This window comes from Streptomyces sp. 8N114 (assembly GCF_052245835.1).
GTDB lineage: Bacteria > Actinomycetota > Actinomycetes > Streptomycetales > Streptomycetaceae > Streptomyces.
This window is the reverse complement of the sequence record NZ_JBQQBT010000036.1, coordinates 19,993-45,826: the sequence shown is the minus strand read 5'-3', so window position 1 is coordinate 45,826 and position 25,834 is coordinate 19,993. Positions and strand designations below refer to the sequence as shown.

Sequence of the window (25,834 nt, the reverse complement as noted above, 5' to 3'; positions counted from 1 at the left end):
ACGCCGTATCGTTGCCACCGGACGGGTGGAGACGCTAAACGCCTGTGGAGTGCCGGTAAGACGGGCACACGTGCCCGCACAGCGCAGTGAAGCAGGAAGCCCCCGGAAGGGTCAGGCGACCCAGGCCGGAATCCCTGGACTTCAGGCCAGGGAGCACGTCAACCCAACTCGCGATCAACCTGGTGCAGATAACTGAAGGGGTGCTCATTCCTCGCGCGGAACAGCGGGCGAACTTCACGGGTAGCGAGGTTGAATCCGATACTGCCCGCTATACCGGCAACCCAGGCGAGATCCGCGACGACCAAGGCACCTGCAGCAGCGGTAGCCACTCCCACCGTGACTGAGACGGACCTGTGCACCCAGGCCATACGGCTGGCCCGGGCAGCCGCCTGGTAGTCCTCGCGCGCCTGCTTCAGCCCCGCCCGCATGCGTTCCAGCACGTCGGCCGGGTGTTCCCATTCGCGGCGTAATTCGCAGAGCATGGTCTGGGTAGCGCCCATCAAGCGTTCCCGTTCGGCGGCGTACCAGTCACGGAAGGCCAGGACCTCTGATGTCGGAGTGGCCGGTGCCGGCATGGGCATGAGACGGCCGAGCTCAACTCGCCAGGCTGCCACACCGGTGGCAGGTGCCAGTGGCCGCAGCGACGTCTCGTGGGCGGATCGCTGATCGGTGTACGGCGTGTAGGCCCGATCAGCGCTCTTCGAGGCCACTTCCTGTGCCAGTGCGGCCAGCAACAGGAGTTGCACCTCCGTGGACGCGGCCAGACCTGCGCCGTCCCACATCCCCGAGCCCCCCAGCCTTCGCCCCAGGCCGAGGCGGACGATTTCGCCCTGCAAGAAGTGGCCGACCTTCGAGCGGAAGACGAACGCGTCCATGACGGAAGCCTGAGGACTGGGTGGCCTGTCGGCGAGTTCACCAAGTTCCTGGAGCAAGACGGGAAACTGCTCCGCGTCGTCGTCGAGTGGTCGGCGGTACTCGGTACCGAGGACGACGGGGTGGTAGAGCCCTCGCTCTTCGAGGTCCTTCAAATCCGCCGAGACCGCCGCCTCGTAAATGCCTGGATCCCCCGGCACCACGGACGCAATGGCGTCCCAGTACAACAGCGCCTGGTGGAGGACCTCCTGGGGCGGTCTGACCAGAGGGTAGTAGAGCAGCGTAGGCATCGGGTCCCTCTCGACACTTGCCGTACCGGCAGAGTGGTCAACCGTGGTGGGCCACCACCCACGCCGAGGCAACCAAGTGGCCGATGGCGCCCTCTGTCGCGCGCTCGCTGTGCCGTACGGCGCCGCGCCGAGCACCGCTTCCGGGGGCGAGCGTCAGGACAGGTCGTAGCGCACCCACACGTTGGGTTCGACGTACACCGCGTGCTGCTGAGACAACGAGCAGTACACCGGAGCCAAAGCCCGGGGAACCTCCACCGGTCCCTCAGTTGTGAAGGGCATTCCCGTCCAGCGGCGCCACTGCGCCAGCGACCCCGAGATGGTCATCGCTGCCGGGGCGACTCCGGTGATCTTTCCGCCCGCGCGCACGTGCGTGCGTAGCCAGGGGTCACTGGGCAGGCCGTCGTCCCGGACACGAGCGGCGTACTCGCTCATCGGCACGCTCGGCTCCTGAGCCTTGTCCTCAGGACGCACAGGCACCACGGCGGTCTTCAGGCCCTGTGAGCGGGCCAGGTCTTTCAGCGTCCCCAGCATCCGGCCCGCAAGACCCACCCCCCGCCGCTCGGCAGACACTGTCACGCTGATGAAGGCGATGGTGTCCACAGCAGTACCCTCCCGAGCGTCTTCGGCGGCCCACTGGAGCACCTGATACCAGCCTCGATCGGGAAGTTCCCGCCGATCGGGCCCGGACGCGGAGAACGGAACCGCTGAGCCTCGTGCGACGACGCCCTCGGGTTCAGTGGCCACGATACTGAAAGGCAAATGGAGTCCATCAGCAATAGCAGAGGGTTTGTCGTTCCCCTGAAGCATGAACTCCGGCCACTTGAAGGGCTGTACCAGAGGAACCTCGGCAAGCCAAGGCCGCTCCGCCAGAGTCGTTACCTTCATTCAAATTCCCTCCCGACTGCGCTGAGCAGTTGATCACCACAAGGGCGCCCCAATGGGCCCGGCAAATGTTCGGGCCGTGTGAATGAACCTTCAGATTCGGATGGCGTGGAGGTACCACATTTCAAGTTGTAGGTGGCCTTGGCTGTCGCGTTGCCAGCGGACGTTTCCGGCTGGATTGTGGTCAGATCCACGCTGGGAGAGAAGTTTGCCGCTGACTGCATCAAGGGAGTCGGGGGTGAAGGTCGTGCTGAATTGGATTTGTGTAATGTGGTCGATATTCCAATGGGCGTCGAATGTGGTACGCAATTTGTCTTGTGTGATGCCGGAGTTCAGGGGGTAGCTTTCGGGGAGATCATCTGCGAAGGTCAAAAGATGCAGATGTGCCCCAGGGGCGCTGACGCGGTGGATGGCTGCGGCGTACGGGAGGCGGCCGTGATCAGGCAGAGAGTGATACAGGGCACTGCTGAGGATGGAGTCGTAGCCGGTTCCGACATCGTCGAGCCGGGTGGCGTCTGCGACTCGGAACTCGACGAGGTTGGCGCCACGGGCTGAGGCACGGTCCCCGGCCTGGGAGATGGCAGCGGGAGAGCAGTCGACGCCCATAACGTGGTGTCCCCTGAGGGCGAGGTAGATGGCGTTGTCGCCAAGACCACAGCCAGTGTCGAGCACACGGCCATGGAATGCGCCCGCTTCTTCAAGCGCAATGACATGTGGCTGCGCTGCACCGATGTCCCAAGGGAGTGTTTCGAAAACAAATGGGCTGCCGGTTGCGGCGATTTGTTCTTTGCTTGCTGCGTAGAAGTCGATCTCCTCGGCCGAAGGTGAACCCTGGGTGGGGGTGTTCATGCCGACTCCCATTCTTGTTCCTTTTCTGCGAATGAAGGACCGTGGCTCGTGTTTACTGCCCACGAGGCGTCGATCCAGCCCGAGGTTCCCCCGAAGGTGTGAGCGGCCAATTTTGGCCCGCAAACACGCCGCGCAGCCCCAGCCGAATACCTGAGGAGGGCGTGACCGGCCAGCAGACCGCGACGAGACCTGACCGACATGGTGCCCGTCGGAGCGGCGGCGATCCCGAGCTCCCTCGGGTGTGCCCGGCTCACGGGAGGGTCTCAAGACGCTCCATGTGTTCTTCGCCCCACTGGCCGAGTGGTTCGAGTGCGGCGATGAGCGAGCCGCCGAACTCGGTCAGTGAGTACACCACCTTCGGTGGGACCTGGTGATGGACCTCGCGGTGCACGAGGCCGCTGGCCTCCAGTTCCCGCAGTTGCAGGATCAGCATCCGCTCACTGATGCCGGCCACGGTCCGGCGCAACTCGCCGAAGCGCAGCGGTCCTTCGCCGAGCCAGAACAGGATCAGTCCCTTCCATTTCCCTCCCATGACGTCGATGGCAGCGTCCAGCCCGCAGGTATAACTCCGCCTCTTCACCAGCACTCCCCCTAACAAGAATGTGGGTACCGGACAGAATTGTAGGTACTTGCAGAAACATTGGTGCCCCTCGCAGCATGGAGCAGGCATCGCACCGAGAGCGCAACAACTCCGTGCGAAGGACCTGTTATTGGCCCCTTTCCGGGCTCCAGGTAAATCGGCATCAGGCAGGAGCAACGTATGACCGGGCATCACCGCACTCCCGTAACTCTCATCGGGCTGGGCTCAATGGGCAGCGCACTGGCCGAGGCATTCATTGACGCAGGACACCCGACCACCGTCTGGAACCGGAACTCGTCGAAGGCCGCGCCGCTGGTGTCCAAGGGAGCTGTTCACGCGCACACGGTGGACGAGGCGGTCGCGGCGAGTCCGCTGGTCATCGCCTGCCTGACCACGTATGACAGCACCATCGAGGCCCTGCAACCGGCTGCTGCCACGCTCAAGGGGCGGGCTCTTGTGACGCTCAACAGCGGTTCACCAGCCGGGGCCCGTCAGATGGCCGCATGGGCACACGAGCATGGCGCACGCTACCTCGATGGAGCGATCAAGAACGTGCCGTCCGCCGTGGGTGCCGAGGACACCCTCCTGTACTACGGCGGCGACAACAGCGTCTTCGACGAGTTCGCATCGACGCTGCGGGTGCTGGGTGGCGACACCGTCTACCTCGGCACCGACGCGGACCTCGCCGCTCTGTACGAGATGGCGGTGGGCGGCACCCTGCTACCCGCGCTCGTCGGCTTCTTCCAGGGCGCGGCAGCTGTACAGGCCCGCGGCCTCACGGCTGCCTCGATGGTTCGGTTCAGCATCAAGTGGTTCGAGATGATCAACTCGATACTGCCGCTTTTCGCCGAGGAGATTGACCGCGGCGACTACAGCAAGCCCGCGTCCTCAGTAAACCTGTTCCTGGCCGGAGCCGCCCATGACGAGGAACTCGGCAAGGAAGCGAACCTCGACATGGAGTGGCACAAGCCCTTCCACGACCTGCTCAAGCGAGCGGCCGAAGCCGGCCATGGCGACCACAGCATCTCCGCCCTGACAGAAATCCTCAAAACCCCAACGCAGCCCGCATAGCCCAGGACCACATACGACTCTGCGGGAAGCGAATAAATCACCCAACTCGCCCGCATTACGGCCGAGGCCACAGCCCCAACAATCGCCACCCCGACCGCGAGTACCAGCGAACCACCTCTCGTCGGGAAGAGCGGTCCTGGAGTCCTGCGTCACCTTCAGTTGCGTAGCAGGTCGAGTCGGCGCTCACGCAGTGGCGAGCCACCCATGGCTGCAGCGCCGTGCGCCTGTGTCCAGCCCGCATGGACCGCTCAATGATCAGTCAGCCGCCTTCCGAGAGGGGTCAGACGGGCGCTGGGTGAGTCAGGAGACCCTCCGGGTTCGTAAAGGCGTCGGACGCCCCCACGGGTGCAGGCTTTTGGGCCCGCGCTCTACTGCCAGGTCGCGGTATCGGGGTCGATGCTGTGGGCGCGCGCACTGGCGTCGATGATTTGACGGAACCACGTGGCAAGGCCGGCGCGGATGCCGTCGTAGTGGGCAGCAAATCCCGGATCAGCCTCAAACATGCGGCCGAGACAGACCTGCATCTGTCTGGTGAGGGGAAAGTACGAAGCAAAAACTTCGCGGTGCCGCTCGACGAGTTGATTCGCTTCTGGGCTGCCAGGTGTGACGCCGGCGTCCATCGCATCCCCGAGTGTGCGGTCGAGGTCGGCAACGGCGTCGGCGATGGTCTGCCATTCCTCAGGATCGCGAGAGGCTGAGCGTTCGGCGTATTGCCGCCATTGCGTCGTGTCTCCGTAGCGCTGACGGGCTTGGGCGGGCCAGTCCGGGTTCCATTCGGGGCCGAAGATCGCGGCCTGCTGCTCGATGTTCAGCAGCAGGCCGCGCTCATGGGCGTCGATCATCCGATCCAGCCCGGCGCTGAGCTTCTGGAGGCGGTCGATCCGTTCAGCAACCTGCGCGCGTTGCGCGCGCAATGCGCCGGGCACATCTGCGGCCGAGTCGTCCAAGACGGCCCGAATCCTGTCCAGGCCGAGGCCGATCTCACGGTAGACGACGATGCGGTGCAGGCGTTCCAGATCACCAGCGGTGTAGAGCCGGTACCCGGCAGCCGTACGCAGCGACGGTCGCGCCAGACCGATCTCATCCCAGTGGTGCAGCGCGCGGACTGTCACGCCCAGACGCGCTGAGACCTGTCCGACGGTCAGGCCATCGGCGTCAGTGGCATCATGCATGCCCCTCATTGTCGCCGCGACCGACGCCCGGCGGTGAAGTGATCCCGATGGCTTCAAGGTTCCGCGCATTTTTCTTACTTCCGGCGCCTTTTGCGGAACCTACCCAGACCCAGCCCCCCCACAACGCCCCTGTCCAAGAGGCAAGTTCAACAGGCTTTCCGCGGATTCTGCGCTCTCTCCGGTGGCGGCTGCGTGGGGTTCTCGTGGCGGCATTCTGCGTGCCGGAGCCGAGCCCGCACGCAGGAGATCTGTAGCTCATGAGCGGTCGCTGTCGAGGGGCAGCGGGTTGGAAGCCGCGCGAGCTTCGTGCGCGAGAAAGCCACGGTGTGCGAGAAAGCCACGACGGACCAGGTCGCAATTAGGGATCGGGACGGTCGGTCGCGGCCAAGGAGAGGAGCATGGGCCGCCCACGGACTGTCGCTCGACCGTCGGTGTGGAGCCCGAACTGGTCGCCTCGCTCCAGCCCAGCCAGTTAGGGTGGCGAAGTCGCCTGCCTCAGACGTCTGTTCGCCGCGAGACTTCCTCACGGCACTGCGACATGGACGACGCTGACCACGCGTGGCGGTGGGCGGCGGCAAGACAAAAGGGGGAACGGCGGCCGGGCGGGGAGGTGTGACACCCACGGTCGGACCGCTGTGCTACACGAAAGGCATTGACATGCGAAGCACTCTTCGGCGGACCGGGGGAGTCCTGGCGGCGACCGTGATGGGCGGTGCCCTGCTCGCCCTTGCCCCATCGGCTCAGGCCGCGCCGCTCAGCGCTCAGGCCGGCGCTTCTGCGGAAGGGCCCAGGTGCACGCTGGTCCGCCATGACGCGGTCAACTACGAGGTCAGGAACGAATCGTCCGAGCCGTCGCTCTGTGAGGTCCAGCGGCGGGACGGCACACCGGCCGGCAGGCTCTGCGTAGCACCTCACAGCGCTATCCCGCAGACAGGGCTCTCGACCATGAACCCCGAAACGTACGCCGTGTACGTCGGCACCTGCCGCCCGTAATCCGCCGGATCGTCCGTAACCTGCTGGCTGCCCACCGACTTCCGCTGGGCCTCACGCCCAGCCACGATGAAGGGCCGGACCCCAATGGGCCCGGCCCTTCGTCCTGCCGGCTCACAGCAGTAGCAGTGGGATTTGAACCCACGAAGGAGTTGCTCTTCACTCGCTTTCGTGGTCTGTTCGGGCTGGTCAGGGGCTGTAAGGGGTCGTTCAGGTACGTTCAGAACGCGCGGGGGACGTTCTGTGCGAACCTGAGCGGACGGCGCTGGACGCCCATGAATGAGACCCAAATTGAGACCCGTGGCGCGGCCTCCTGACGTCCCTTCAGCCGAAGCTTCCGCTGGCAGGTAAGGGCTTTCCACCCCGGTCATCGTCCTTCTCGTCCTCGTCGGCTTCAACGGCCTCATAGTCCGCCAGGCGGTCACCTGCTGTCAGCGACGCGGAGCGCATCGGTCAGCGCCCGGTTGGAGGCTTCAAGTGCCTGGCGGAGCGCGCCCGCGTCTGCCGCGCCGTTGTCCAGCACTTCTTGCCCACCCTCGCGGGCCGCGTCAGTCGTCGCACAGTTGCTCCTCTTCGACCGCCTCGGCGAGCAGCGCAAGCACGCTCGCGCCGTCTCCTGGGCTGAGGAAGCAAGGATTGCCCAGGCCCCGCAGGTGCGTGTACTCGATGCCGACCCCGGCGAGCGCCTGACCGAGGCGGGTCTTGCTGAAGCCTTTCTTACGACTGATCGGCGTGAGCCGTACGTCCGCCACGACATCGATACGCTGGTCATGAACGTGCTGGTACGAGTGCCCGTGGTCGCTGACTTCACGTGGCCCCAGAGCACCCGGTGGGAGAAGCCGACCAAGATCTTCTCCCAAATTTCTCCCAAAACAGACCCCGAAACGAATCAGGGGCCCGACCCGCTCTCACGGATCAGGCCCCTGACCTGGTGTTTCCTCTGTCGGGGTGGCGGGATTTGAACCCACGACCTCTTCGTCCCGAACGAAGCGCGCTGCCAAGCTGCGCTACACCCCGAAGCAACGACGACTACTTTAGCCCAGGGGAGCGCTGAGGCGAAATCGGGTTTTGAGGGGGTCCGCCGGGGGTCAGGTCCGGCGGGGGGTGAGGGTGAGGAGGGTGGCTTCGGGGGGGCAGGCGAAGCGGACGGGGGTGTAGCGGTTGGTGCCGCAGCCCGCGCTGACGTGCAGATACGACTCGTGACCGCCCGCGCGGTGGGTGGAGAGGCCCTTGACGCGGTCGGTGTCGATGTCGCAGTTGGTGACGAGGGCGCCGTAGAAGGGAACGCAGAGCTGGCCGCCGTGGGTGTGACCGGCCAGGATCAGCGGGTAGCGGTCGGCGGTGAACGCGTCGAGTACGCGCAGGTACGGAGCGTGTACGACGGCCAGCGAGAGATCCGCGTCCGCTTCGGGGCCGCCGGCGACCTCTCCGTAGCGGTCGCGCTTGATGTGCGGGTCGTCCAGCCCGGTCAGCGCGATCTCCTGGCCGCCGTCCAGCTTGAGGCGGCCCCTGGTGTTGGAGAGGCCCACCCAGCCCGCGGTGTCGAAGGCGTCCCGCAACTCCTCCCACGGGTTGTGGACGGCGCCGACGGCGGGCGGATTGCCATTGAGGCCGTGTCGGCCGGTGGCCTTCTCCACCAGGTACTTGGCGGGGTTGCGCAGCTTGGGCCCGTAGTAGTCGTTGGAGCCGAAGACATAGGCGCCCGGGTACTCCAGCAACGGGCCCAGCGCGTCGAGGACTTCGGGTACGCCCTCGGGGTCGGAGAGGTTGTCCCCGGTGTTGATCACGAAGTCGGGCCGTAGCCCTGCCAGCTCCCGCAGCCACCGCTGCTTCTTCCGCTGGCCGCGGACCATGTGGATGTCGGAGACCTGAAGGACGCGCAGCGGGTGCATGCCGGGGGGCAGTACGGGCACGGAGACCCGTCGCAGGCGGAACGAACGGACTTCGACACCCGCCGCGTACCCGACGCAGGCCGCGCCGAGCGCCGTGATGCCGACGGCTGTCTTCAGGGGGATCCGGTATCGCGCGCGCATGGCCCCATGGTCGCAGACCCTGGAGGCCGCCCGCAGGGCCTGTGGAAGAGCTGCCCCGCACCGATGCTCCCGCCCCGAAGAGCCGTCCGGCCCCGATGCCCCGCCCCGGTGCTTCCGCCCCGAAGAGCTGTCCCGCCCCGATGCAAGCCCGCATGCCTCCGAGTCACCCGGCCCCGATATCTTCGGCGCGCCCCGGCACGGTCCTGGCACACTGGCCCCCATGACCACGCTCAAGTCCCGGCTGCAGGACGACCTGACCGCAGCGATCAAGGAGCGCGACGAGCTCCGTTCCGCCACTCTCCGGATGACCCTTGCCGCGATCACGAAGGAGGAGGTCGCGGGCACCAGCGCGCGCGAGCTCTCCGACGACGAGGTGCAGAAGGTGATCGCCCGCGAGGCGAAGAAGCGGCGCGAGGCGGCAGAGGCGTTCGCGGACGGGGGCCGTGCCGAGCAGGCGGAGCGGGAGCGGGCCGAGGGCGAGGTGCTGGCGGACTATCTGCCCAAGCAGCTCACGGACGAGGAACTGGACGCGCTGGTCGCCGAGGCTGTCGAGGAGGCCCGTGCGGCTGGTGCCGAGGGGCCGAGGGCGATGGGTGCCGTCATGAAGATCGTCAACCCGAAGGTCGCGGGCCGGGCGGAGGGCGGCCGGGTCGCGGCAGCGGTCAAGAAGCGCCTGGCGGGCTAGCCACCGGCTGTACCAGACGCGTAAGGGGCGCCCTCCCAGGGAGGGCGCCCCTTACATCTGGGCCGACTGGCGCTCGCAGCCGACAGGGCCCGCCGCGGGTTACGGCCAGCCACCACCGCCGTCCGTATCCCAGCCGCCGGCACCGTTGCCCCCATTACCGTTGCCGTTGCCGCCGGGCCAGCCGCCGCCTCCGATGCCGCCACCGTCACCGGTGCCGCCCATGGCGTCCCCGCCACCGATGACGTCCGGCGGTACGGAGGGGTCGGGCCACGGGTCGGTGGGCCGGTCGTCCCCGGCGTCGTCGTCCGGCTTCGGTGGGGAGGGCGGCTTGGGCACGCGGGGCTTCTTACCGCCGTCCCGGATCGGTACGTGGTGGAAGTCCGGCGCTGCCTCACCGGCCAGCGCGCCTGCCATCGCGTCCCGCCAGATCGGGCCCGGCACCTCGCCACCGAAGACCTTGTCGTGCCGGACGCCGCCGATGGAGATGTTGACCATCCGCGTACGGTGCGCCGGGTCTCCGACCCAGACGGCGCCGGACATGTTCGGGGTGTAGCCGACGAACCAGGCCGCGTACCTCTGGTCGGTGGTACCCGTCTTGCCCGCACTGTCGCGGCCGCTCAGGCCCGCCTTCTTGCCGGTGCCGTCCTCGACCACGCCGCGCAGCAGCGAGTTGACCGTATCGGCGGTCTTGGTCTTCATCGCGCGCTCGCACCTGGTCTTGGGCACGCTCAGCTTCTTGCCCTGCGCGTCGGTGATCGACTCGATGGCGACGGGGGTGCAGTGAACGCCGCGGTTGGCGAAGGTGGCGTATCCCTCGGCCATGGTCAGCGGCGACATCTCCTGGGTGCCGAGCGAGATGGACGGCACCTGGTCGATCTTCTTGCCGTCGGCCCGCTCGATGCCCATCTTCTTCGCCATGTTCGTCACCGGGCAGATGCCGGTTTCCCCTATCAGCGAGACGAAGTAGGTGTTGACCGACTTCGCGGTCGCCTCCTTCATCCGATAGGGGCCGACTTCAGAGCTGTTCTCGTTCTCGACCGGTGCCTTGCCGCGCCACTTGCCCTTGCAGGTGTTGACCGGCGAGGGGTACTGCATGCGGTACGGCGAAGGGTAGGACTTGTAGGGGCTCATCCCCTTGTCCAGCGCGGCCGCGGCGATCACGGGCTTGAACGTCGACCCCGGCTGGTATCCGGCGCCGCCGCCCGCGGACTTGTCCACCGAGAGATTTATCTGCGTCTCGTTCTTCCCGAAGCCGTACGGGCGCGACTGCCCCATGCCCAGGATCTTTCCGGTGCCCGGCTGCACTATCGTGGCGGCGGTCGCGACCTTGTCCGACTTGTTCACATGGGACTCGATCGAGTTCTTCACCGACTGCTGCGCCTTCGGATCCAGCGTGGTCCTGACGGTGAGACCGCCCCGGTTCCACCGCTTAGCGCGCTCCTTGCGGGTCTTGCCGAACGCCTCGTCGTTCAGGAAGACCTCGCGTACGTAGTCACAGAAGAAGCCCGCACCGTTGGTTGCGGTGATGCAGCCGTTCTTGGGCTCGCTGACGTCCAGCCCGAGGGGCTTTTCCTTGGCGGCCTCGGCCTGCTTGCGGGTGATGTCGTGGTGCGTCGCCATCCTGTTGAGCACGGTGTTGCGCCGCTTGGTCGCCTCGTCCTTGTGGATGACCGGGTCGTACCGGCTCGGGGACTGGACGATGCCCGCCAGCAGCGCCGCCTGCTCCAGGTTCAGCTCCTTGGCCGACTTGGAGAAGTAGCGCTGCGACGCCGCCTCCACGCCGTACGCCTGCTGGCCGAAGAAGGTGATGTTGAGGTAGTTCTCCAGGATCTTCTTCTTGCCCAGCTCCTCCTCGACCTGGATCGCGTACTTCAGCTCCTTGATCTTGCGGCCGATCGTCTGCTGGGTGGCCTGGGCGACCTTGTCCGGGTCGTTGCCGGCCTCCTCCACGAAGACGTTCTTGACGTACTGCTGGGTGAGCGTCGAGGCGCCCTGGGAGACCTGGCCCGACTGTGCGTTCCGGTTCAGCGCCCGCAGTACGCCCTTGAGGTCGACGGCACCGTGCTTGTAGAAGCGCGCGTCCTCGATGGCGACGATCGCCTTGCGCATGTACGGGGAGATGTCCTTGAGGTCGACCACCGTGCGGTCACGGGAGTAGACCTTGGCGATCTCGCCGCCCTCGTTGTCCAGGATCGTCGTCCGCTGGCTGAGCGGCGGGCGCTTGAGATTGACCGGCAGCTCGTCGAAGCCCTCCACGGTGCCCTTCGTCGCCAGGCCGAGCGTCCCGACAGCGGGCAGCGCGAGTCCGGCCATCACCGTGCCCGCCAGCACACTGACGCCGACGAACTTGGCGATCTGCTGGGGCTTGCTGACTCCGCTGCCCGCGCGCTTCTTAGCCATGGGGAAGAGCCTACGACGCGTCGGTGTCAGAGCCTACGATGCGTCGATGTGACCGCACCGGCTGGGAAGCATGGCAAACGCCGGACAGCGTCGCGCCGGTCACTTAGGCTGAGACTGTTGTCACTCTGACACCTCCCTTCACCTCCCCTTACCTCCCTTCCTTCGCACTTCACCCCTCACCCGTCGCCCCTCTCTCTCCCTCGCGCCGCCGCGCGCCGCACGTTGTCGCCTTACGTCTGAGGCGACCGTCCCGTCGTCCGCCCCCCTGTCCGCCCCCGGATTCTGCGCAGCGCTTCCGGCTCACTCCGTTGGGTGATGTGCTGGGCACGCATAGTCCGTTCGGGCCATTCAAGATTGGGCCCGAAGGGGGTGTTGCGTGCTGTGCGCTCTTCCGTAACGTCCTCAACTGGCAACGGTGAATATGCCGTTCGCCGCCGTGGGGGAGCCTCGATTCGGGAGAGGACGGCACCGGCAATGAGCTGGGTAACAGACTGGAGCGCGCAGGCTGCCTGCCGCTCTACGGATCCGGACGAACTGTTCGTGCAGGGCGCCGCGCAGAATCGCGCGAAGGCCGTGTGCACAGGCTGCCCGGTCCGCACGGAATGTCTCGCCGACGCTCTGGACAACCGCGTGGAGTTCGGAGTCTGGGGAGGAATGACCGAGCGCGAGCGGAGAGCCTTGCTGCGCCGCCGCCCGACGGTCACCTCCTGGCGCCGCCTGCTGGAGACGGCGCGTTCGGAGTACGAGCGCAGCACCGGCGTGGTGCTGCCGGTCGACGTGGACCTGGAGACGGACGAGCACGAGCGGTACGCCGCGGTGGGCTGACCACCCGGCGGAACGGTACTGCGGCACGGAGACGCCGCACGGGCCTGTGGCCAGACGGGCCCCGGTGGTGCTGACTCCTGCATCGGCTGCATCGACTGCATCGATGTCGACTCGCCGTCAGACGTCAGACGGGAGAGTCGTCAGACGGGAGAGTGACGCGCCGGTCGCTTGTGGCGACGGCGCGGTCAGCCGGCGACGGCGCGGTCAGCCCGCGTCCGTGGCGGCCCGTCGACGCCGGTGGGCGAGCCGTTCGCCGATCGTGCGCAGACCGCCCAGGTCGTGTACGTCACCGGGCAGTGCGGCCACCTCGGCCATAGGCACGTCCGGGTGCAGTGCCGTGAACCGGTCACGCGTGCGCCGTTCACGTGCCAGCAGCCGCATGCGGTCGGCATGCAGCCGCAGCAGCCCGGCTGCCAGCACGGCTACGGCGTCCTCGCTGTGGTCGCTGTCACGGCTGTCGTCGCAGTCGGTGGTGCCGTCGTGCGCGGACACGTGGTCGACGGCCGACCGCGCGTCAGGGATCGTTCGCTCGGTTTTCGTCTCGGTCGTCGTATCGGTGGTCTCGTTCCCCCCAGGTGTGGTGACGGACCGGGCTGGGCCGGGGCGCTCGGGGGCGGGGGAGCCGTCCTCGGAATCCGCTGGGCCGGCCGATGGAGCGTCGCGATGCAGACTCTTCCCCCCGGCGCGATCCACAATGCCGCCGTCCTCAAGATTTTCGGCCGCCGCCATTGCCCGCTCGGCGCTCAGCCCGGCCGCGTCACTGCCGTGCATCCGGTTGAGCACCAGCCCGGCCAACGGCATCCGGTCGGCGGCCAGCCGCTCCACGAAGTACGCGGCCTCGCGCAGCGCGTCCTGTTCCGGTGCCGCCACGACGAGGAAGGCGGTGCCCGGCGCCTGGAGCAGCCGGTAGGTGGCGTCGGCGCGGGTGCGGAAGCCGCCGAACATGGTGTCCATGGCGGCCACGAACGTCTGCACGTCCCGCAGCAGGCCCGCGCCCAGCAGCTTGTTGAGGGCCCCGGTGAACAGGGAGAGCCCGGCCATGCCGAGGTTGACGACCTTCATCCCGGCCCGGCCGCCGACCCGGGCCGGGGCCATCATCAGCTTGATGAACTTCCCGTCCAGGAACGACCCGAGGCGCTTGGGCGCGTCCAGGAAGTCCAGCGCGGAGCGGGAGGGCGGGGTGTCCACGACGATCAGGTCCCACTCGTCGCCCGCACGCAGCTGGCCGAGCTTCTCCATCGCCATGTACTCCTGCGTACCGGCGAAACCGGTGGACAGCGACTGGTAGAAGGGATTGTCCAGGATGGCCTTGGCGCGGTCGGGATCGGCGTGCGTCTCGACGATCTCGTCGAACGTGCGCTTCATGTCGAGCATCATGGCGTGCAGTTCGCCGCCCGCGGCTTTGTCGATGCCGGGGACCTCGCGCGGGGTGTTGTCCAGCTCGGACAGGCCCATGGACTGGGCGAGCCGGCGTGCGGGGTCGATGGTCAGTACGACGGTCCTGCGCCCGCGCTCGGCTGCGCGTACGCCCAGGGCAGCGGCTGTGGTGGTCTTGCCGACGCCTCCTGAGCCGCAGCAGACGACGATCCGGGTCGTCGGATCGTCGAGCAGGGGGTCGATGTCCAGCGCGTCGGCGTCCGGCGGTGTGGCCATGGATGCCTCTCCTTCCCCGGATATCGCGGATGGCTGCGGCCTCTTGGGAGTCTGCGTCGGGTGCGGGGGACCTGGGGTCACGGGTGCTTCCCGCCCGTCCCGGCTGTCCGCGCGGCGGTCCCCGCGGTCTCCCACTGGCCCCGCAGCTCGCGGGCGAGCCCGTACAGGCCCGCCAGTTCGACGCCCTCGCTGAGCAGGCCGAGCTCTCGTACCGGCAGGCCCTGTGCGGACAGCTCAGCGCGCAGCCCGCGCTCCAGCTGCACTCGCTCGGCGTGCTCTCTGCCCTGCTCCAGGAGGGGCGCCACAAGCCGTTCGGCACGCCCTCCACGGCGTGCGCCCCCGAGTCCGGCGCGGGCGAAGGTGCGCGCGATCTCGTCCGTGCGCTCCTCGGCGGTCAGCAGCTGTTCCTCGCCCGGCAGTGCCGGGCGCACCATGTTCACCACCACGGAGGTGGCGGGCAGTCCGGCGGCCCGCAGCTCGGCGATGCCGTCCACCGTCTCCTGGACCGGCATCTCCTCCAGCAGCGTCACCAGGTGCACCGCCGTCTCCGGCGATTTGAGGAGGCGCATGACGCCTTGCGCCTGGTTGTGCACGGGGCCGACCTTGGCGAGCCCCGCCACCTCCTCGTTGACGCCGAGGAAGCGTGCGATGCGGCCGGTGGGCGGTGCGTCCATCACCACGGCGTCGTAGGCGGGCCGCTGCCGCTTGTCCCGGCGGCGTACCGCCTCGCACGCCTTGCCGGTCAGCAGTACGTCGCGCAGGCCGGGCGCGATCGTCGTCGCGAAGTCGATGGCGCCCAGCCGCTTGAGGGCGCGGCCTGCGCTGCCGAGCTTGTAGAACATCTGGAGGTAGTCGAGCAGCGCCCGCTCGGCGTCGATGGCGAGGGCGTACACCTCACCGTTGCCGTGCGAGACGGCGATCTTCCGCTCCTCGTACGGCAGCGGCTCGGTTTCGAAGAGCTGTGCGATGCCCTGGCGGCCCTCCACCTCGACGAGCAGCGTGCGCCGGCCGCCGTGTGCCAGCGCCAGCGCGAGTGCGGCGGCGACCGTCGTCTTGCCGGTCCCGCCCTTGCCGGTCACTACGTGAAGCCTGCTCACGGCTGGGAGCCTAATTCGTCGCCCGGCGCTCCGGCGAGACCGGTCACCGTCGGCCGCCCGGACGGCACTCGCGGCGGCTCTGCCCGCGGTTGCGTTCGTTAGGGTCTCCCCATGACGAAGTGGGAATACGCAACCGTGCCGCTCCTCGTGCACGCGACCAAGCAGATCCTCGACACCTGGGGCGAGGACGGTTGGGAACTGGTCCAGGTCGTTCCCGGACCGAACAACCCCGAGCAGCTGGTGGCCTACCTGAAGCGGGAGAAGCAGGCATGAGCGCGGTCGAGGACAAGCTTGCGCAGCTCGGGCTGGAGCTGCCCGAAACCGCCACCCCGGCCGGTGCGTACGTACCGGCGGTGCAGACCGGCCCGTACATCTACACCGCAGGCCAGGTCCCGCTGGTGAAGGGCACCCTGCCGATGACCGGGAAGGTCGGCGCGGAGGTCACGCCCGAGGAGGCGAAGGATCTGGCGCGTACGGCGGCGCTGAACGCGCTGGCCGCCGTCAAGTCCGTGGCCGGGGACCTGGACCGGATCGCCCGCGTCGTCAAGGTCACCGGTTTTGTCGCCTCCGCACCGGACTTCACCGGCCAGCCCGGCGTCATCAACGGTGCCAGCGAGCTGCTGGGCGAGGTGCTGGGTGATGCGGGCAAGCATGCCCGCAGCGCGGTGGGCGTGGCCGTGCTGCCGCTGGACGCGCCGGTCGAGGTCGAGATGCAGGTCGAGCTGGCCGACTGAGCCGGCTCGAGAGAGAGGGCGGCCCTCTCGCCGCCGCAGCCGCGGGGAAAGGGCGTGGCGGGGAGAGGGGCCCGGCAGGGAAAGGGCCTCTCGAACATCCGGGCGGTGGGCCGTAGCATCCGGCCATGTCGTCATCGTCGTCGTCCAGTCCGCCCGACCAGGGCGGCCAGTGGTATCCGCCCGAGTGGCCGGAGCGTATCCGCGCTCTGGCCGCAGGGGAGCTGACTGTGGTGACGCCGCGCAGAGCCGCCACCGTGATGCTCCTGCGGGATACTCCGGACGGGCCGGCCGTCCATATGCTGCGGCGGCGGACCTCGATGGCGTTCGCGGGCGGCGCGTACGCGTATCCGGGCGGCTCCGTCGATCCACGGGACGCGCGTGCCGTGGAGGCGGCGGGACCGACGGCCGCGTGGTGGGCCGAGCGGTTGGGTACGGACGAGGCCACGGCACGCTCGACAGTGTGCGCCGCCGTCCGCGAGACCTTCGAGGAGGCCGGTGTCCTGCTGGCCGGGCCCGACCCTGACACCGTCGTCGCCGACACCACGGGGGAGGACTGGGAGGCGGACCGCGCGGCGCTGGTCGCCCGCGAGCTGTCCTTCGCCGACTTCCTCGACCGCCGGGGGCTCGTTCTGCGTGACGATCTGCTGGGGGCCTGGGCCCGCTGGATCACGCCCGAGTTCGAGACCCGGCGCTACGACACGTACTTCTTCGTCGCCGCGCTCCCCGAGGGCCAGCGCACGCGCAATGCCTCCACCGAGGCCGACCGCACCGTCTGGGTCCGGCCCGAGGAGGCCGCGGCGGGCTACGACAGGGGCGAGCTGCTGATGATGCCGCCCACCATCTCCACCCTGCGCCAGCTGACGCCGTACGGGACGGCAGCGGAGGCACTGGCCGCCGCCGGGCAGCGCGATCTGGCGCCCGTACTCGCGCGCGCTCGCCTGGAGGGCGGTCAGGTCGTGCTGAGCTGGCCAGGACACGACGAGTTCACCAAGAGGATCGATCCCGCATGACCGACGCCGCAGCACTCCCCGGCCAGCCGCGCGGCGGCGCACTCGACGGCCAGGCCAGCCCTCGCGCCTACTGTGTGCTCGCCCCCAACCCGTCGCCCATGACGCTGGACGGCACCAACACCTGGATCGTCGCCGAACCCGGCTCCGATCTCGCCGTCGTCATCGACCCCGGCCCGCTGGACGACGCACACCTGCGCAATGTGATCGCCACCGCCGAGCGGCAGGGCAAGCGGGTCGCGCTCACCCTGCTCACCCACGGCCACCCGGACCACGCCGAGGGCGCCGCGCGGTTCGCCGAGCTGACGGGCTCGCCGGTCCGCGCGCTCGACCCGGCGCTGCGCCTGGGCGCCGAGGGGCTCGGCGCGGGGGACGTCATCACCACGGGCGGCCTGGAGCTGCGGGTCGTCCCCACTCCCGGGCACACCGCCGACTCGCTCTCCTTCCACCTCCCCGCGGACGCCGCGGTGCTGACCGGCGACACGGTGCTCGGCCGGGGCACCACGGTCGTCGCCCATCCGGACGGCAGGCTCGGCGACTATCTCGACTCCCTGCGCGCCCTGCGGTCCCTGACCGTGGACGACGGCGTCAGTCAGGTGCTGCCCGGCCACGGGCCCGTGCTCAACGACGCACAGGGCGCCATCGACTTCTACCTCGCCCATCGCGCCAAACGGCTCGCCCAGGTGGAGACGGCTGTCGAGCAGGGGCACCGCTCAGCCGCCGAGGTGGTGGCCCACGTCTACGCGGACGTGGACAGATCCCTGTGGCCCGCGGCGGAGCTGTCGGTACGGGCCCAGCTCGACTATCTGGTCGAGCACGGGCTGGTGTGAGCCCCTGCCGAGAGCGCGCCGCCTGGCACACGTACGGGCCGCCTGGCACGACGTAAGGGGCGCCCTCCCTTGGAGGGCGCCCCTTACACGTGCGTACGGATCGGGACGGGTCCCGGCGCAGGTGTCAGCGCGAGCGCTTCGCCAGCCGCTCGATGTCCAGCAGGATGACGGCGCGGGCCTCCAGGCGCAGCCAGCCGCGTCCGGCGAAGTCGGCCAGCGCCTTGTTCACCGTCTCGCGGGAGGCGCCCACCAGCTGGGCCAGCTCCTCCTGGGTCAGGTCGTGGACGACGTGGATGCCCTCTTCGGACTGCACGCCGAAGCGGCGGGACAGGTCCAGCAGCTGCTTGGCCACCCGGCCGGGCACGTCGGAGAAGACCAGGTCGGACATGGAGTCGTTGGTACGGCGCAGCCGCCGGGCGATGGCCCGCAGCAGCGCCGAGGCCACCTCCGGCCGGGCGTTCAGCCAGGGCTGAAGGTCGCCGTGGCCCAGCCCCAGCAGCCTGACCTCGGTCAGTGCCGAGGCCGTGGCCGTACGCGGGCCCGGGTCGAACAGTGACAGCTCGCCGATCAGCTCACCGGGGCCCAGCACCGCCAGCATGTTCTCCCGGCCGTCCGGCGAAGTGCGGTGCAGCTTCACCTTGCCTTCGGTCACCACATAGAGGCGGTCGCCCGGGTCACCCTCGTGGAAGAGGGCCTCGCCGCGAGCGAGCGTCGTCTCCGTCATGGAGGCGCGCAGCTCAGCGGCCTGCTCCTCATCGAGCGCCGCGAAGAGCGGGGCGCGCCGCAGAACGTCGTCCACGAGTTCTCTCCTTGTCGACCTGCCCATGGGGTCCGTGGAACCCATGATGCCGGACGGTGAAACCATGCGATCAGTCACAGCAATCAGTCACAAGTTTGACGCACGCATGCTGTCGCCCCCAACGCGGGGCGCGCTAGGGCCCCGGATCCGCCGCGTGTGCCACGAATGTCGGTGGGGCGCCTTACGCTGGCCGAGTGTCCACTACCCCGGGAAGCGCACGTACAGAGAGGGGGCTGGGCGGGTGACGGCAACAGAGGATTCCGCTGTGAGCGAACACGAGACGGCGGCCGAAGCGCCGGCGAAGAAGGCTGCCGCCAAGCAGGCCACCAAGGCCGGCAGGACGGCCGCCGCGAAGAAGGCTGCCGCCGCGAAGAAGTCTCCGGCCGCCAAGGCCCCGGCCAAGAAGGCTCCCGCGAAGAAGGCTGCCGCCGCCACGAAGTCCGCCGCCAAGAAGGCCCCTGCCACTAAGTCCGCCGCGAAGAAGGCTCCCGCGAAGAAGGCTCCCGCTCAGTCGTCCGCCGCGAAGAAGGCGTCCGGGGGCAGGCCGGAGTCGCAGGCGTCCAGAGCGAAGCGTGCCGCGCAGCTCAACGAGGCGCTGGCGGAGGTCTACTACTACGCGCATCCGGAGCTGGACTTCGAGAATCCGTTCGAGCTCCTGGTGGCCACCGTCCTCTCCGCGCAGACCACCGATCTGCGCGTCAACCAGACGACGCCCGCTCTCTTCGCCGCGTATCCCACCCCCGAGGACATGGCGACGGCCAACCCGGAGGAGCTGGAGGAGCTGATCCGTCCCACCGGCTTCTTCCGCTCCAAGGCCAAGTCCCTGCTCGGCCTCTCAGCGGCGCTGCGGGACAACCATGGCGGCAAGGTCCCCGACTCGATAGACGAGCTGGTGAAGCTCCCCGGCGTGGGCCGTAAGACGGCGTTCGTGGTGCTCGGCAACGCCTTCGGTGTCCCCGGGCTGACTGTCGACACCCACTTCGGCCGACTGGTGCGCCGCTGGAAGCTCACCGAGCAGACGGACGCCGTCAAGGTCGAGCAGGAGATCGACGACCTGCTGCCGGAGAGCGAGTGGACGATGTTCTCGCACCGCACGATCTTCCACGGCCGCCGCATCTGTCACTCCCGCAAGCCCGCCTGCGGCGCCTGCCCGATCGCGGAGCTCTGCCCCTCCTACGGCGAGGGCGAGACGGACCCGGAGAAGGCGAAGAAGCTGCTCAAGTACGAGATGGGCGGTCAGCCGGGGCAGCGTCTCAAGCCCCCGGCCAACTACCCGGGGCGCCCCGCCCCGCCGCTCCCCTCCCGCGACCCGGCCACGGAGTCCGCAACCACCTCCGAAGCCGAGCCCGCGACAGCCTCCGGAACCGAGTCCGCAACCGAGTCCGGACAAGCCGGGCCGACGACCGATTCCGCTCTCGGAGCGGCCCGGTGACGCGTGCCGGGCAGTCCTCGGACCGGGCAGCGGACGCCCGCGCGGCCTCGGTGCCGGTCGAGGTCAGTGGCCGGGGGCTGCCGGAATGGCTCGTCCCTGTGCGGGACGCGGCGGAGACCGTCGAGGCGGGCCAGCTCAGCCGCTTCCTTCCGCCGCGTGACGGCAAAGGCCGGCCCTCCGCCGTCCTGGTGCTCTTCGGGGAAGGACCACGCGGCCCCGAGCTGCTGCTGATCGAGCGTGCCTCCAGCCTGCGCTCGCACGCCGGGCAGCCCTCCTTCCCCGGCGGGGCGCTCGATCCGGAGGACGGCGATCCCGAGGGCGACGGCCGGCTGCGGGCCGCGCTGCGCGAGGCCGAGGAGGAGACGGGGCTCGACCCCTCGGGCGTGCAGGTGTTCGCCGTGCTGCCCAGCCTCTACATCCCCGTCAGCGGTTTCGTCGTCACGCCGGTGCTCGGCTGGTGGCGGCGTCCCACGCCGGTGGCGCCGGTCGACCCGGCGGAGACGGCCCGCGTCTTCACGGTCCCCGTCTCGCACCTGACCGACCCCGCCAACCGCGCCATGGCCGTCCACCCGGCCGGCCATGTGGGGCCCGCCTTCATGGTCGGCCCGGCGCTGGTGTGGGGGTTCACGGCGGGCCTGATCGACCGGATCCTGCACTACGCCGGGTGGGAGCGACCCTGGGACCGCGACCGCCGGGTCCCCCTCGACTGGCACGCGTGACTCACGGGTGACCCTCGCATCGACCGGATCGACGGGTACGCGTGACCCTCGCACCCGCGCGCGCATGAGACGGTGTCTCTTCCGCTCTCCTGGGCAGCCCCGTACACGCGGCCGCCTGTACCTTGCGCGGACCGCATACGGTGCGCCGCCGGGGGGCGGGGAGTGGACTACTGCGGAGATGGACCCGAGGCGAGGCTGATTCGGTGAACGTGCTGGACGTACTGCTGGTCGTGACTGCCGTATGGTTCGCGATCGTCGGATACCGCCAGGGCTTCGTCGTCGGCATCCTGTCGGTGCTCGGTTTCCTGGGGGGCGGCCTGGTCGCGCTGCTCGTCCTGCCGCTGCTGTGGGACGAGTTCACGGCGGGCAACCGGCCGGGGACGGGGCTGGCGATCGGTGCCGTGATCGTGGTGATCATCTGTGCCTCCGTCGGCCAGGCCCTCACCACACATCTGGGCAACAAGCTGCGGCAGTACATCACCTGGTCGCCCGCGCGGGCCCTGGACGCGACGGGGGGCGCGCTCGTCAACGTCCTCGCGATGCTCGTCGTCGCCTGGCTGCTCGGCTCCGCGCTGGCCGTTACGTCGCTGCCGACGCTGGGCCGGGAGGTGCGTGACTCCAACGTCCTGCTCGGCGTCTCGCGAGTCATGCCCCAGCAGGTCAACGCCTGGTTCGCCGACTTCTCCTCCGTACTGGCCGAGAACGGCTACCCGCAGGTCTTCTCGCCCTTCTCCAACGAGCCGATCCGCGACGTCCGGCCGCCCGACCCGGAACTGGCGGGCAGCCCCGTCGCGGCGCGCGCCAAACGCAGCATCGTCAAGGTCGTCGGTACGGCACCGAGCTGCGGGAAGGAACTGGAGGGCACCGGGTTCGTCTTCTCGCGGGGCAGGGTGATGACGAACGCGCATGTCGTCGGCGGGGTACGCCACCCGACCGTGCAGGTCGGCGGGGAGGGGCAGCGCTATCTGGCCCGCGTCGTGCTCTACGACTGGAAGCGCGACATCGCCGTCCTCGACGTCCCAGGGCTGACCGCGCCTGCGCTGCGCTTCGCCGAGCAGGACGCGCAGAGCGGTGACGGCGCGATCGTGGCGGGCTTTCCGGAGAACGGCGGCTTCGACGTCCGCTCGGCCCGGGTACGCGGCCGTATCCAGGCCAACGGCCCGGACATCTACCACCGGTCCACCGTCAGCAGGGACGTCTACTCGCTCTACACCATGATCAGGCAGGGCAACTCTGGCGGCCCGCTGCTCACCCCGGACGGCCGCGTCTACGGCGTGGTCTTCGCCAAGTCGCTGGACGACGACAGCACCGGCTACGCCCTCAGCGTCGACGAGGTGCGCCAGGACATCACCCGAGGGCGCACGGCCCAGCGGACGGTGAACAGCCAGGGCTGTGCGATCTGACGGGACCGGACCGATGCCGTCCTACGGGGAAACCGGATCTCCGGATCTCGGCGCTCAGGAGCGGTGGTGCCGCAGTCTGGCGCCGACCCAGCGTGCGCGGCGACGCAGAATGCGGGGGATACCCAGCTCGGCATCGGCGGGATGCAGCCGGGCCATGGCGCGCGGGGAAGCCTGGCCGCGCGGGTCCCTCAGAAGGCTGCGGTTACGTGCCACGTCACGGAAGTCGTGCGTCAACCCCATACCCGGGTCCCTGCCCCCGCCTCAAGGTCAGTAATCGCCGCCGCCCCCCTCAATCGGCCTATGCGGCGGGCACATGTACGAGGCGGCAGGGCACGCCGGTGCCGGCGGTCCGGGCCCGGCACAGACCGGTCAGCGGTCCGGCTCCGGGTCGCTCAGCCAGTGGACCAGCTCCGAGGTGAAGGTCTCCGGGTCCTCCTCGTGCGGCCAGTGCCCCAACCCGTCGAAAAGCCGCCAGCGGTATGGGGCTTCGACGTACTCACCCGACCCCGCGGCGCTGCGCGTACGCATCACCGGATCGAGCGAACCGTGCAGATGCAACGTCGGCACCCGGACCGGCCGCTTCATCCGCCGGTAGAACTGCATCCCGTCCGGCCGCGCCAGCGACCGCACCAGCCACCGGTAGGGCTCCACCGAACAGTGCGCCGTGGAGGGTACGCACATCGCGCGCCGGTAGTTCTCCACCGCCAGTACGCCCGCGTCGCCGGTCGGGCCGGGCAGGTCGTCGGACGGGTTGTCGTTCGGGATGCCGGTGGGGCCGGGCGGCTTGGGTCCGGCCCAGTTCAGGATCAGCTGCTCCACCAGCGCACCGTCGTCCGCCACGAGTTGACGCTCCGGCAGCCACGGGCGCTGGAAGCCCCAGATGTAGGAGCTGGCCGCTGTCTGCCGTACGTCACCCAGCATGGCAGCGCGCCAGCGGCGGGGGTGCGGCATCGAGGCGACGACGAGGCGGCGGATCAGCTTGGGCCGCATCACCGCCGCCGTCCACGCCAGGTAGCCGCCGAGGTCGTGCCCGACCAGTGCCGCGTCGGGCTCGCCCAGCGAGCGGATGACACCGGTCACATCGAGCGCGAGGTTGGCCGGGTCGTAGCCGCGCGGCGTACGGTCGCTGCCGCCCACACCGCGCAGGTCCATCGCCACGGCCCGGTAGCCGGCGTCGGCCAGCGCGGGCAGCTGGTGCCGCCACGCCCACCAGTACTGCGGAAAACCGTGCAGCAGCAGCACCAGCGGGCCATCGCCCATCTCGGCGATGTGGAACCGTGCTCCGTTGGCGGCCACGTCCCGGTGCGTCCAGGGGCCCTCGGGACGGATCACGGCCGCGGGACTGTCTGCGAGCGTCATACGGACGAGCGTGTCACACCCTGAAGCTGCGGGCGCTCCTTGCCGCCGTCCTCCCCCGCGCGGGGGTGCGGCCTGGCGTACGAGAGGACGGCCGCGCTCTGCCTGGCGGAGGCCATCGACTTCTGCGGGCTCTTGCTCTTGGAGACCTTCTTGAACTTCGCCAGCGCCAGCAGCAGCAGGAGCAACGCGACAGCGATGAAGGCGCCGCCCACGATCAGGAACGACCAGGCGAGACCGAGCCCCAGGTTGTGGATGCCGTAGGCGGCGGCGAAGCTCAGCACCGGCAGTGCGAAGAGCAGGAAGACCCCGGCGATCAGGGCCGCACCGCTGCCCAGCACGCCGCGCTTGACGTCCTGCCGCAGTTCGGCCTTGGCCAGCGCGATCTCGTCGTGCACCAGTGCGGACATCTCCGCAGTGGCCGCTGCGACCAACTGGCCGAGGCTACGGCCGTCGTCGGCTGCGCTCATCGCTGTCTCTCCCTCGCGGTAGTGAAGGCCCGCCACGGTGCGGGCCCCGGGCTTCCCCTGGCCGTCGTGCCGGCTTCCCCTGGTAGCCGGTCAGGCTCAGATCATGCCGGACCATCGTCCGTCACGTCGTGGCGCGTGGCCACCTCGGCGAGCCTGCGGTGCTCGGCCGCCTTCGCCTCGTAGAGCGCCGCCATCCGCAGATGGAACTGAGGGTTGTCCTCCTCGTACACGTCGGGGATGCCGTCACCGTCCTCGTCCCGGTCCTCGGCCTCCACCAGCGAACGGTACTTACGGGCCCGCAGTTTGAGCACGATCCCCGCGAACACCGCGGCCAGCAGCGAGCCGATCAGCACCGCCGCCTTGGCTTCGGCGGCGAGTACGGCGTCCTCGGTGAAGGCCAGCTCGCTGACCAGCAGCGAGACGGTGAAGCCGATACCGGACAGTGCCGCGACGGCCAGTACGTCGGCCCAGCCCAGGTCACGGTTCAGCTCCGCCTTGGTGAAGCGCACCGCAGCCCAGGCCCCGCCGAACACGCCGAGGGTCTTGCCCGCCAGCAGCCCCAGCACCACGCCCAGGGTCTCCGGCTGGGTAAACACATCGGTCAGCGCTCCGCCCGAGACCGCCACCCCCGCCGCGAACAGCGCGAAGACCGGCACGGCGACTCCCGCCGAGAGCGGCCTGACCAGGTGCTCGATGTGCGCGGCGGGTGAGGTCCCCGGCTCGTCGCCCGGCCGCGGCGTACAGCGCAGCAGCAGCCCCATCGCCACCCCGGCGACCGTGGCGTGCACCCCGCTGGCGTGCATCAGCCCCCAGACGACGAGGGCGAGTGGTACGTACACGTACCAGCCGCGCACCCCCCGCCGGTGCAGGAACCAGAAGAGCACCAGCCCGGCGACCGCGCCCGCCAGCGCCCCGAAGCTGATGCCCGCCGAGTAGAAGACGGCGATGATCACGATGGCGCCCAGGTCGTCGACGACGGCCAGGGTCAGCAGAAAGGCCCGCAGCGCGGAGGGCAGCCCGGTGCCGAGCACGGCCAGCACTCCCAGCGCGAACGCGATGTCGGTCGCCATCGGGATCGCCCAGCCGCGCAGATCACCACCTCCGCTGGCCGCGAAGGTCACATAGACCAGCGCCGGGACGGCCATCCCGCACATCGCCGAGACGATCGGCAGCGCGGCGGCCCGTGGATCGCGCAGCTCACCCGCGACCAGCTCCCGCTTGAGCTCGATCCCCGCGACGAAGAAGAAGAGGGTGAGCAGCCCGTCCTTGGCCCAGTCGGCGACCGAGAGATGCAGATGGAGCGCCTCGGGGCCGAAGTGGAAGTTCTTGACGTCCTCGTAGACGCCGCCGGCGCCGGTGTTGGCCAGCAGCAGGGCGACGATGGCGGCGGCCAGCAGCAGGGTGCCGCCAACGGTCTCGGTGCGCAACGCGTCCGTGAGGAACCGGCGTTCGCCGAGCGGGAGCCTGCCGAGAAAGACGGAGCGGCGGCTCTGGTCGTTGTCGCCGTGGGGCGGGGCGTGGGGCGGAGCCATGGCGGGCCTCCAGAAGATGGCATGGACACACCTGTGGTGTGTGCCGACCAGACTTCCCGGCTCGCCCAAGGTCTTGTCGCGTTCTTGATGCGGTGCGACGGCGCAAGCTTAACCAAACGAGTGAGGGCACCGGCCTGCAGGCCGGTGCCCTC

24 protein-coding genes, 1 tRNA gene and 1 pseudogene are annotated in these 25,834 nt (G+C 69.1%); 10 read left to right on the top strand and 16 right to left on the bottom strand.

What is annotated here, in order from left to right:
- Positions 1 to 158 precede the first annotated feature (158 nt).
- From ACTWQF_RS35010 to ACTWQF_RS34995, 4 genes are all read right to left on the bottom strand, one after another.
- Positions 159 to 1,163, bottom strand: coding sequence for a hypothetical protein (locus tag ACTWQF_RS35010; RefSeq protein WP_443283796.1), 1,005 nt, complete (start codon positions 1,161 to 1,163; stop codon positions 159 to 161).
- A gap of 153 nt (positions 1,164 to 1,316) precedes the next feature.
- Positions 1,317 to 2,048 carry an N-acetyltransferase gene (locus ACTWQF_RS35005; RefSeq protein ID WP_443283795.1) on the bottom strand — a complete coding sequence of 244 codons (732 nt, stop codon included), beginning with the start codon at positions 2,046 to 2,048 and terminating at the stop codon, positions 1,317 to 1,319.
- A 90-nt stretch (positions 2,049 to 2,138) separates the two neighbouring features.
- Positions 2,139 to 2,894 carry a class I SAM-dependent methyltransferase gene (locus tag ACTWQF_RS35000; RefSeq protein ID WP_443283794.1) on the bottom strand — a complete coding sequence of 252 codons (756 nt, stop codon included), beginning with the start codon at positions 2,892 to 2,894 and terminating at the stop codon, positions 2,139 to 2,141.
- 250 nt (positions 2,895 to 3,144) lie between these two features.
- The gene (locus ACTWQF_RS34995; RefSeq protein ID WP_443283793.1) at positions 3,145 to 3,474 is read right to left on the bottom strand and encodes a winged helix-turn-helix transcriptional regulator; all 330 of its coding nucleotides are present in this window, start codon (positions 3,472 to 3,474) and stop codon (positions 3,145 to 3,147) included.
- Between the two features lie 180 nt (positions 3,475 to 3,654).
- Between ACTWQF_RS34995 and ACTWQF_RS34990 the strand changes: the two genes are divergently transcribed.
- Complete coding sequence (locus ACTWQF_RS34990) at positions 3,655 to 4,545, top strand: NAD(P)-dependent oxidoreductase (protein WP_443283792.1); 891 nt, start codon at positions 3,655 to 3,657, stop codon at positions 4,543 to 4,545.
- A gap of 368 nt (positions 4,546 to 4,913) precedes the next feature.
- Here the strand turns inward: ACTWQF_RS34990 and ACTWQF_RS34985 are convergent, their stop codons facing one another.
- The 4 genes and pseudogenes from ACTWQF_RS34985 to ACTWQF_RS34970 form a co-directional block, all read right to left on the bottom strand.
- Complete coding sequence (locus ACTWQF_RS34985) at positions 4,914 to 5,717, bottom strand: MerR family transcriptional regulator (RefSeq protein ID WP_443283791.1); 804 nt, start codon at positions 5,715 to 5,717, stop codon at positions 4,914 to 4,916.
- A gap of 1,622 nt (positions 5,718 to 7,339) precedes the next feature.
- Positions 7,340 to 7,528: pseudogene (locus ACTWQF_RS34980) on the bottom strand (DUF488 family protein); the annotation flags it as partial.
- 122 nt (positions 7,529 to 7,650) lie between these two features.
- Positions 7,651 to 7,724: transfer RNA gene (locus ACTWQF_RS34975), tRNA-Pro, on the bottom strand.
- 71 nt (positions 7,725 to 7,795) lie between these two features.
- Complete coding sequence (locus tag ACTWQF_RS34970) at positions 7,796 to 8,740, bottom strand: metallophosphoesterase (protein ID WP_443283790.1); 945 nt, start codon at positions 8,738 to 8,740, stop codon at positions 7,796 to 7,798.
- A gap of 220 nt (positions 8,741 to 8,960) precedes the next feature.
- Here ACTWQF_RS34970 and ACTWQF_RS34965 point away from each other — a divergent pair, with 220 nt between their 5' ends.
- Positions 8,961 to 9,425: a GatB/YqeY domain-containing protein gene (locus ACTWQF_RS34965; RefSeq protein WP_443283789.1), complete on the top strand. Its 465-nt coding sequence runs from the start codon at positions 8,961 to 8,963 to the stop codon at positions 9,423 to 9,425.
- A gap of 99 nt (positions 9,426 to 9,524) precedes the next feature.
- Here ACTWQF_RS34965 and ACTWQF_RS34960 read toward each other — a convergent pair whose 3' ends face one another.
- The gene (locus ACTWQF_RS34960; RefSeq protein WP_443283788.1) at positions 9,525 to 11,825 is read right to left on the bottom strand and encodes a transglycosylase domain-containing protein; all 2,301 of its coding nucleotides are present in this window, start codon (positions 11,823 to 11,825) and stop codon (positions 9,525 to 9,527) included.
- A gap of 474 nt (positions 11,826 to 12,299) precedes the next feature.
- On the opposite strand from ACTWQF_RS34960, the gene ACTWQF_RS34955 reads away from it, so the two are divergent.
- Positions 12,300 to 12,650 (top strand): WhiB family transcriptional regulator, encoded by a 351-nt coding sequence (locus ACTWQF_RS34955; protein WP_443246320.1) that lies wholly within the window; start codon positions 12,300 to 12,302, stop codon positions 12,648 to 12,650.
- Positions 12,651 to 12,854: 204 nt separating this feature from the next.
- On the opposite strand, the gene ACTWQF_RS34950 is transcribed toward ACTWQF_RS34955, so the two are convergent.
- Entirely contained in the window at positions 12,855 to 14,303 is a 1,449-nt protein-coding gene (locus tag ACTWQF_RS34950) for an ArsA family ATPase (protein ID WP_443283787.1), read from the bottom strand.
- A 77-nt stretch (positions 14,304 to 14,380) separates the two neighbouring features.
- The gene (locus tag ACTWQF_RS34945; protein ID WP_443283786.1) at positions 14,381 to 15,400 is read right to left on the bottom strand and encodes an ArsA-related P-loop ATPase; all 1,020 of its coding nucleotides are present in this window, start codon (positions 15,398 to 15,400) and stop codon (positions 14,381 to 14,383) included.
- 111 nt (positions 15,401 to 15,511) lie between these two features.
- On the opposite strand from ACTWQF_RS34945, the gene ACTWQF_RS34940 reads away from it, so the two are divergent.
- From ACTWQF_RS34940 to ACTWQF_RS34925, 4 genes are all read left to right on the top strand, one after another.
- Positions 15,512 to 15,673, top strand: coding sequence for a DUF4177 domain-containing protein (locus tag ACTWQF_RS34940; protein WP_003975360.1), 162 nt, complete (start codon positions 15,512 to 15,514; stop codon positions 15,671 to 15,673).
- Positions 15,670 to 16,134 carry a RidA family protein gene (locus ACTWQF_RS34935; RefSeq protein ID WP_443246323.1) on the top strand — a complete coding sequence of 155 codons (465 nt, stop codon included), beginning with the start codon at positions 15,670 to 15,672 and terminating at the stop codon, positions 16,132 to 16,134. Before ACTWQF_RS34940 ends, ACTWQF_RS34935 begins: the two co-directional genes overlap by 4 nt.
- Before the next feature lie 125 nt (positions 16,135 to 16,259).
- The gene (locus ACTWQF_RS34930) at positions 16,260 to 17,144 is read left to right on the top strand and encodes an NUDIX hydrolase (protein WP_443283785.1); all 885 of its coding nucleotides are present in this window, start codon (positions 16,260 to 16,262) and stop codon (positions 17,142 to 17,144) included.
- Entirely contained in the window at positions 17,141 to 17,971 is an 831-nt protein-coding gene (locus ACTWQF_RS34925; RefSeq protein WP_443283784.1) for an MBL fold metallo-hydrolase, read from the top strand. The genes ACTWQF_RS34930 and ACTWQF_RS34925 overlap by 4 nt, the downstream gene beginning before the upstream one ends.
- A gap of 124 nt (positions 17,972 to 18,095) precedes the next feature.
- Here the strand turns inward: ACTWQF_RS34925 and ACTWQF_RS34920 are convergent, their stop codons facing one another.
- The gene (locus ACTWQF_RS34920) at positions 18,096 to 18,770 is read right to left on the bottom strand and encodes a Crp/Fnr family transcriptional regulator (protein ID WP_019355551.1); all 675 of its coding nucleotides are present in this window, start codon (positions 18,768 to 18,770) and stop codon (positions 18,096 to 18,098) included.
- 265 nt (positions 18,771 to 19,035) lie between these two features.
- On the opposite strand from ACTWQF_RS34920, the gene nth reads away from it, so the two are divergent.
- The 3 genes from nth (at position 19,036) to ACTWQF_RS34905 (ending at position 22,324) form a co-directional block, all read left to right on the top strand.
- Entirely contained in the window at positions 19,036 to 20,202 is a 1,167-nt protein-coding gene (nth, locus tag ACTWQF_RS34915; protein WP_443283783.1) for an endonuclease III, read from the top strand.
- Positions 20,199 to 20,921 (top strand): NUDIX hydrolase, encoded by a 723-nt coding sequence (locus tag ACTWQF_RS34910; RefSeq protein WP_443283782.1) that lies wholly within the window; start codon positions 20,199 to 20,201, stop codon positions 20,919 to 20,921. The genes nth and ACTWQF_RS34910 overlap by 4 nt, the downstream gene beginning before the upstream one ends.
- 203 nt (positions 20,922 to 21,124) lie before the next feature.
- Positions 21,125 to 22,324 (top strand): MarP family serine protease, encoded by a 1,200-nt coding sequence (locus ACTWQF_RS34905; RefSeq protein WP_443283781.1) that lies wholly within the window; start codon positions 21,125 to 21,127, stop codon positions 22,322 to 22,324.
- Between the two features lie 54 nt (positions 22,325 to 22,378).
- Here the strand turns inward: ACTWQF_RS34905 and ACTWQF_RS34900 are convergent, their stop codons facing one another.
- The 4 genes from ACTWQF_RS34900 to nhaA all read right to left on the bottom strand — a co-directional run bounded on the left by ACTWQF_RS34900 (position 22,379) and on the right by nhaA (position 25,682).
- Positions 22,379 to 22,564: a hypothetical protein gene (locus ACTWQF_RS34900; protein ID WP_443283780.1), complete on the bottom strand. Its 186-nt coding sequence runs from the start codon at positions 22,562 to 22,564 to the stop codon at positions 22,379 to 22,381.
- A gap of 129 nt (positions 22,565 to 22,693) precedes the next feature.
- Positions 22,694 to 23,683 (bottom strand): alpha/beta fold hydrolase, encoded by a 990-nt coding sequence (locus tag ACTWQF_RS34895; RefSeq protein ID WP_443283779.1) that lies wholly within the window; start codon positions 23,681 to 23,683, stop codon positions 22,694 to 22,696.
- A complete protein-coding gene (locus tag ACTWQF_RS34890; protein ID WP_443283778.1) occupies positions 23,680 to 24,150 on the bottom strand; it encodes a phage holin family protein in 471 nt (156 codons plus the stop codon). Before ACTWQF_RS34890 ends, ACTWQF_RS34895 begins: the two co-directional genes overlap by 4 nt.
- Positions 24,151 to 24,251: 101 nt before the next feature.
- On the bottom strand, positions 24,252 to 25,682 hold the full coding sequence (gene nhaA / locus ACTWQF_RS34885) for a Na+/H+ antiporter NhaA (protein WP_443283777.1): 1,431 nt from the start codon (positions 25,680 to 25,682) through the stop codon (positions 24,252 to 24,254).
- Positions 25,683 to 25,834 lie beyond the last annotated feature (152 nt).

Coding starts and splice junctions, on each gene's coding strand:
- ACTWQF_RS35010 (WP_443283796.1), bottom strand. CDS start 1,163: ATGCCTACGCTGCTCTACTACCCTCTGGTCAGACCGCCCCAGGAGGTC.
- ACTWQF_RS35005 (WP_443283795.1), bottom strand. CDS start 2,048: ATGAAGGTAACGACTCTGGCGGAGCGGCCTTGGCTTGCCGAGGTTCCT.
- ACTWQF_RS35000 (WP_443283794.1), bottom strand. CDS start 2,894: ATGAACACCCCCACCCAGGGTTCACCTTCGGCCGAGGAGATCGACTTC.
- ACTWQF_RS34990 (WP_443283792.1), top strand. CDS start 3,655: ATGACCGGGCATCACCGCACTCCCGTAACTCTCATCGGGCTGGGCTCA.
- ACTWQF_RS34985 (WP_443283791.1), bottom strand. CDS start 5,717: ATGCATGATGCCACTGACGCCGATGGCCTGACCGTCGGACAGGTCTCA.
- ACTWQF_RS34970 (WP_443283790.1), bottom strand. CDS start 8,740: ATGCGCGCGCGATACCGGATCCCCCTGAAGACAGCCGTCGGCATCACG.
- ACTWQF_RS34965 (WP_443283789.1), top strand. CDS start 8,961: ATGACCACGCTCAAGTCCCGGCTGCAGGACGACCTGACCGCAGCGATC.
- ACTWQF_RS34960 (WP_443283788.1), bottom strand. CDS start 11,825: ATGGCTAAGAAGCGCGCGGGCAGCGGAGTCAGCAAGCCCCAGCAGATC.
- ACTWQF_RS34955 (WP_443246320.1), top strand. CDS start 12,300: ATGAGCTGGGTAACAGACTGGAGCGCGCAGGCTGCCTGCCGCTCTACG.
- ACTWQF_RS34950 (WP_443283787.1), bottom strand. CDS start 14,303: ATGGCCACACCGCCGGACGCCGACGCGCTGGACATCGACCCCCTGCTC.
- ACTWQF_RS34940 (WP_003975360.1), top strand. CDS start 15,512: ATGACGAAGTGGGAATACGCAACCGTGCCGCTCCTCGTGCACGCGACC.
- ACTWQF_RS34935 (WP_443246323.1), top strand. CDS start 15,670: ATGAGCGCGGTCGAGGACAAGCTTGCGCAGCTCGGGCTGGAGCTGCCC.
- ACTWQF_RS34930 (WP_443283785.1), top strand. CDS start 16,260: ATGTCGTCATCGTCGTCGTCCAGTCCGCCCGACCAGGGCGGCCAGTGG.
- ACTWQF_RS34925 (WP_443283784.1), top strand. CDS start 17,141: ATGACCGACGCCGCAGCACTCCCCGGCCAGCCGCGCGGCGGCGCACTC.
- ACTWQF_RS34900 (WP_443283780.1), bottom strand. CDS start 22,564: ATGGGGTTGACGCACGACTTCCGTGACGTGGCACGTAACCGCAGCCTT.
- ACTWQF_RS34895 (WP_443283779.1), bottom strand. CDS start 23,683: ATGACGCTCGCAGACAGTCCCGCGGCCGTGATCCGTCCCGAGGGCCCC.
- ACTWQF_RS34890 (WP_443283778.1), bottom strand. CDS start 24,150: ATGAGCGCAGCCGACGACGGCCGTAGCCTCGGCCAGTTGGTCGCAGCG.
- nhaA (WP_443283777.1), bottom strand. CDS start 25,682: ATGGCTCCGCCCCACGCCCCGCCCCACGGCGACAACGACCAGAGCCGC.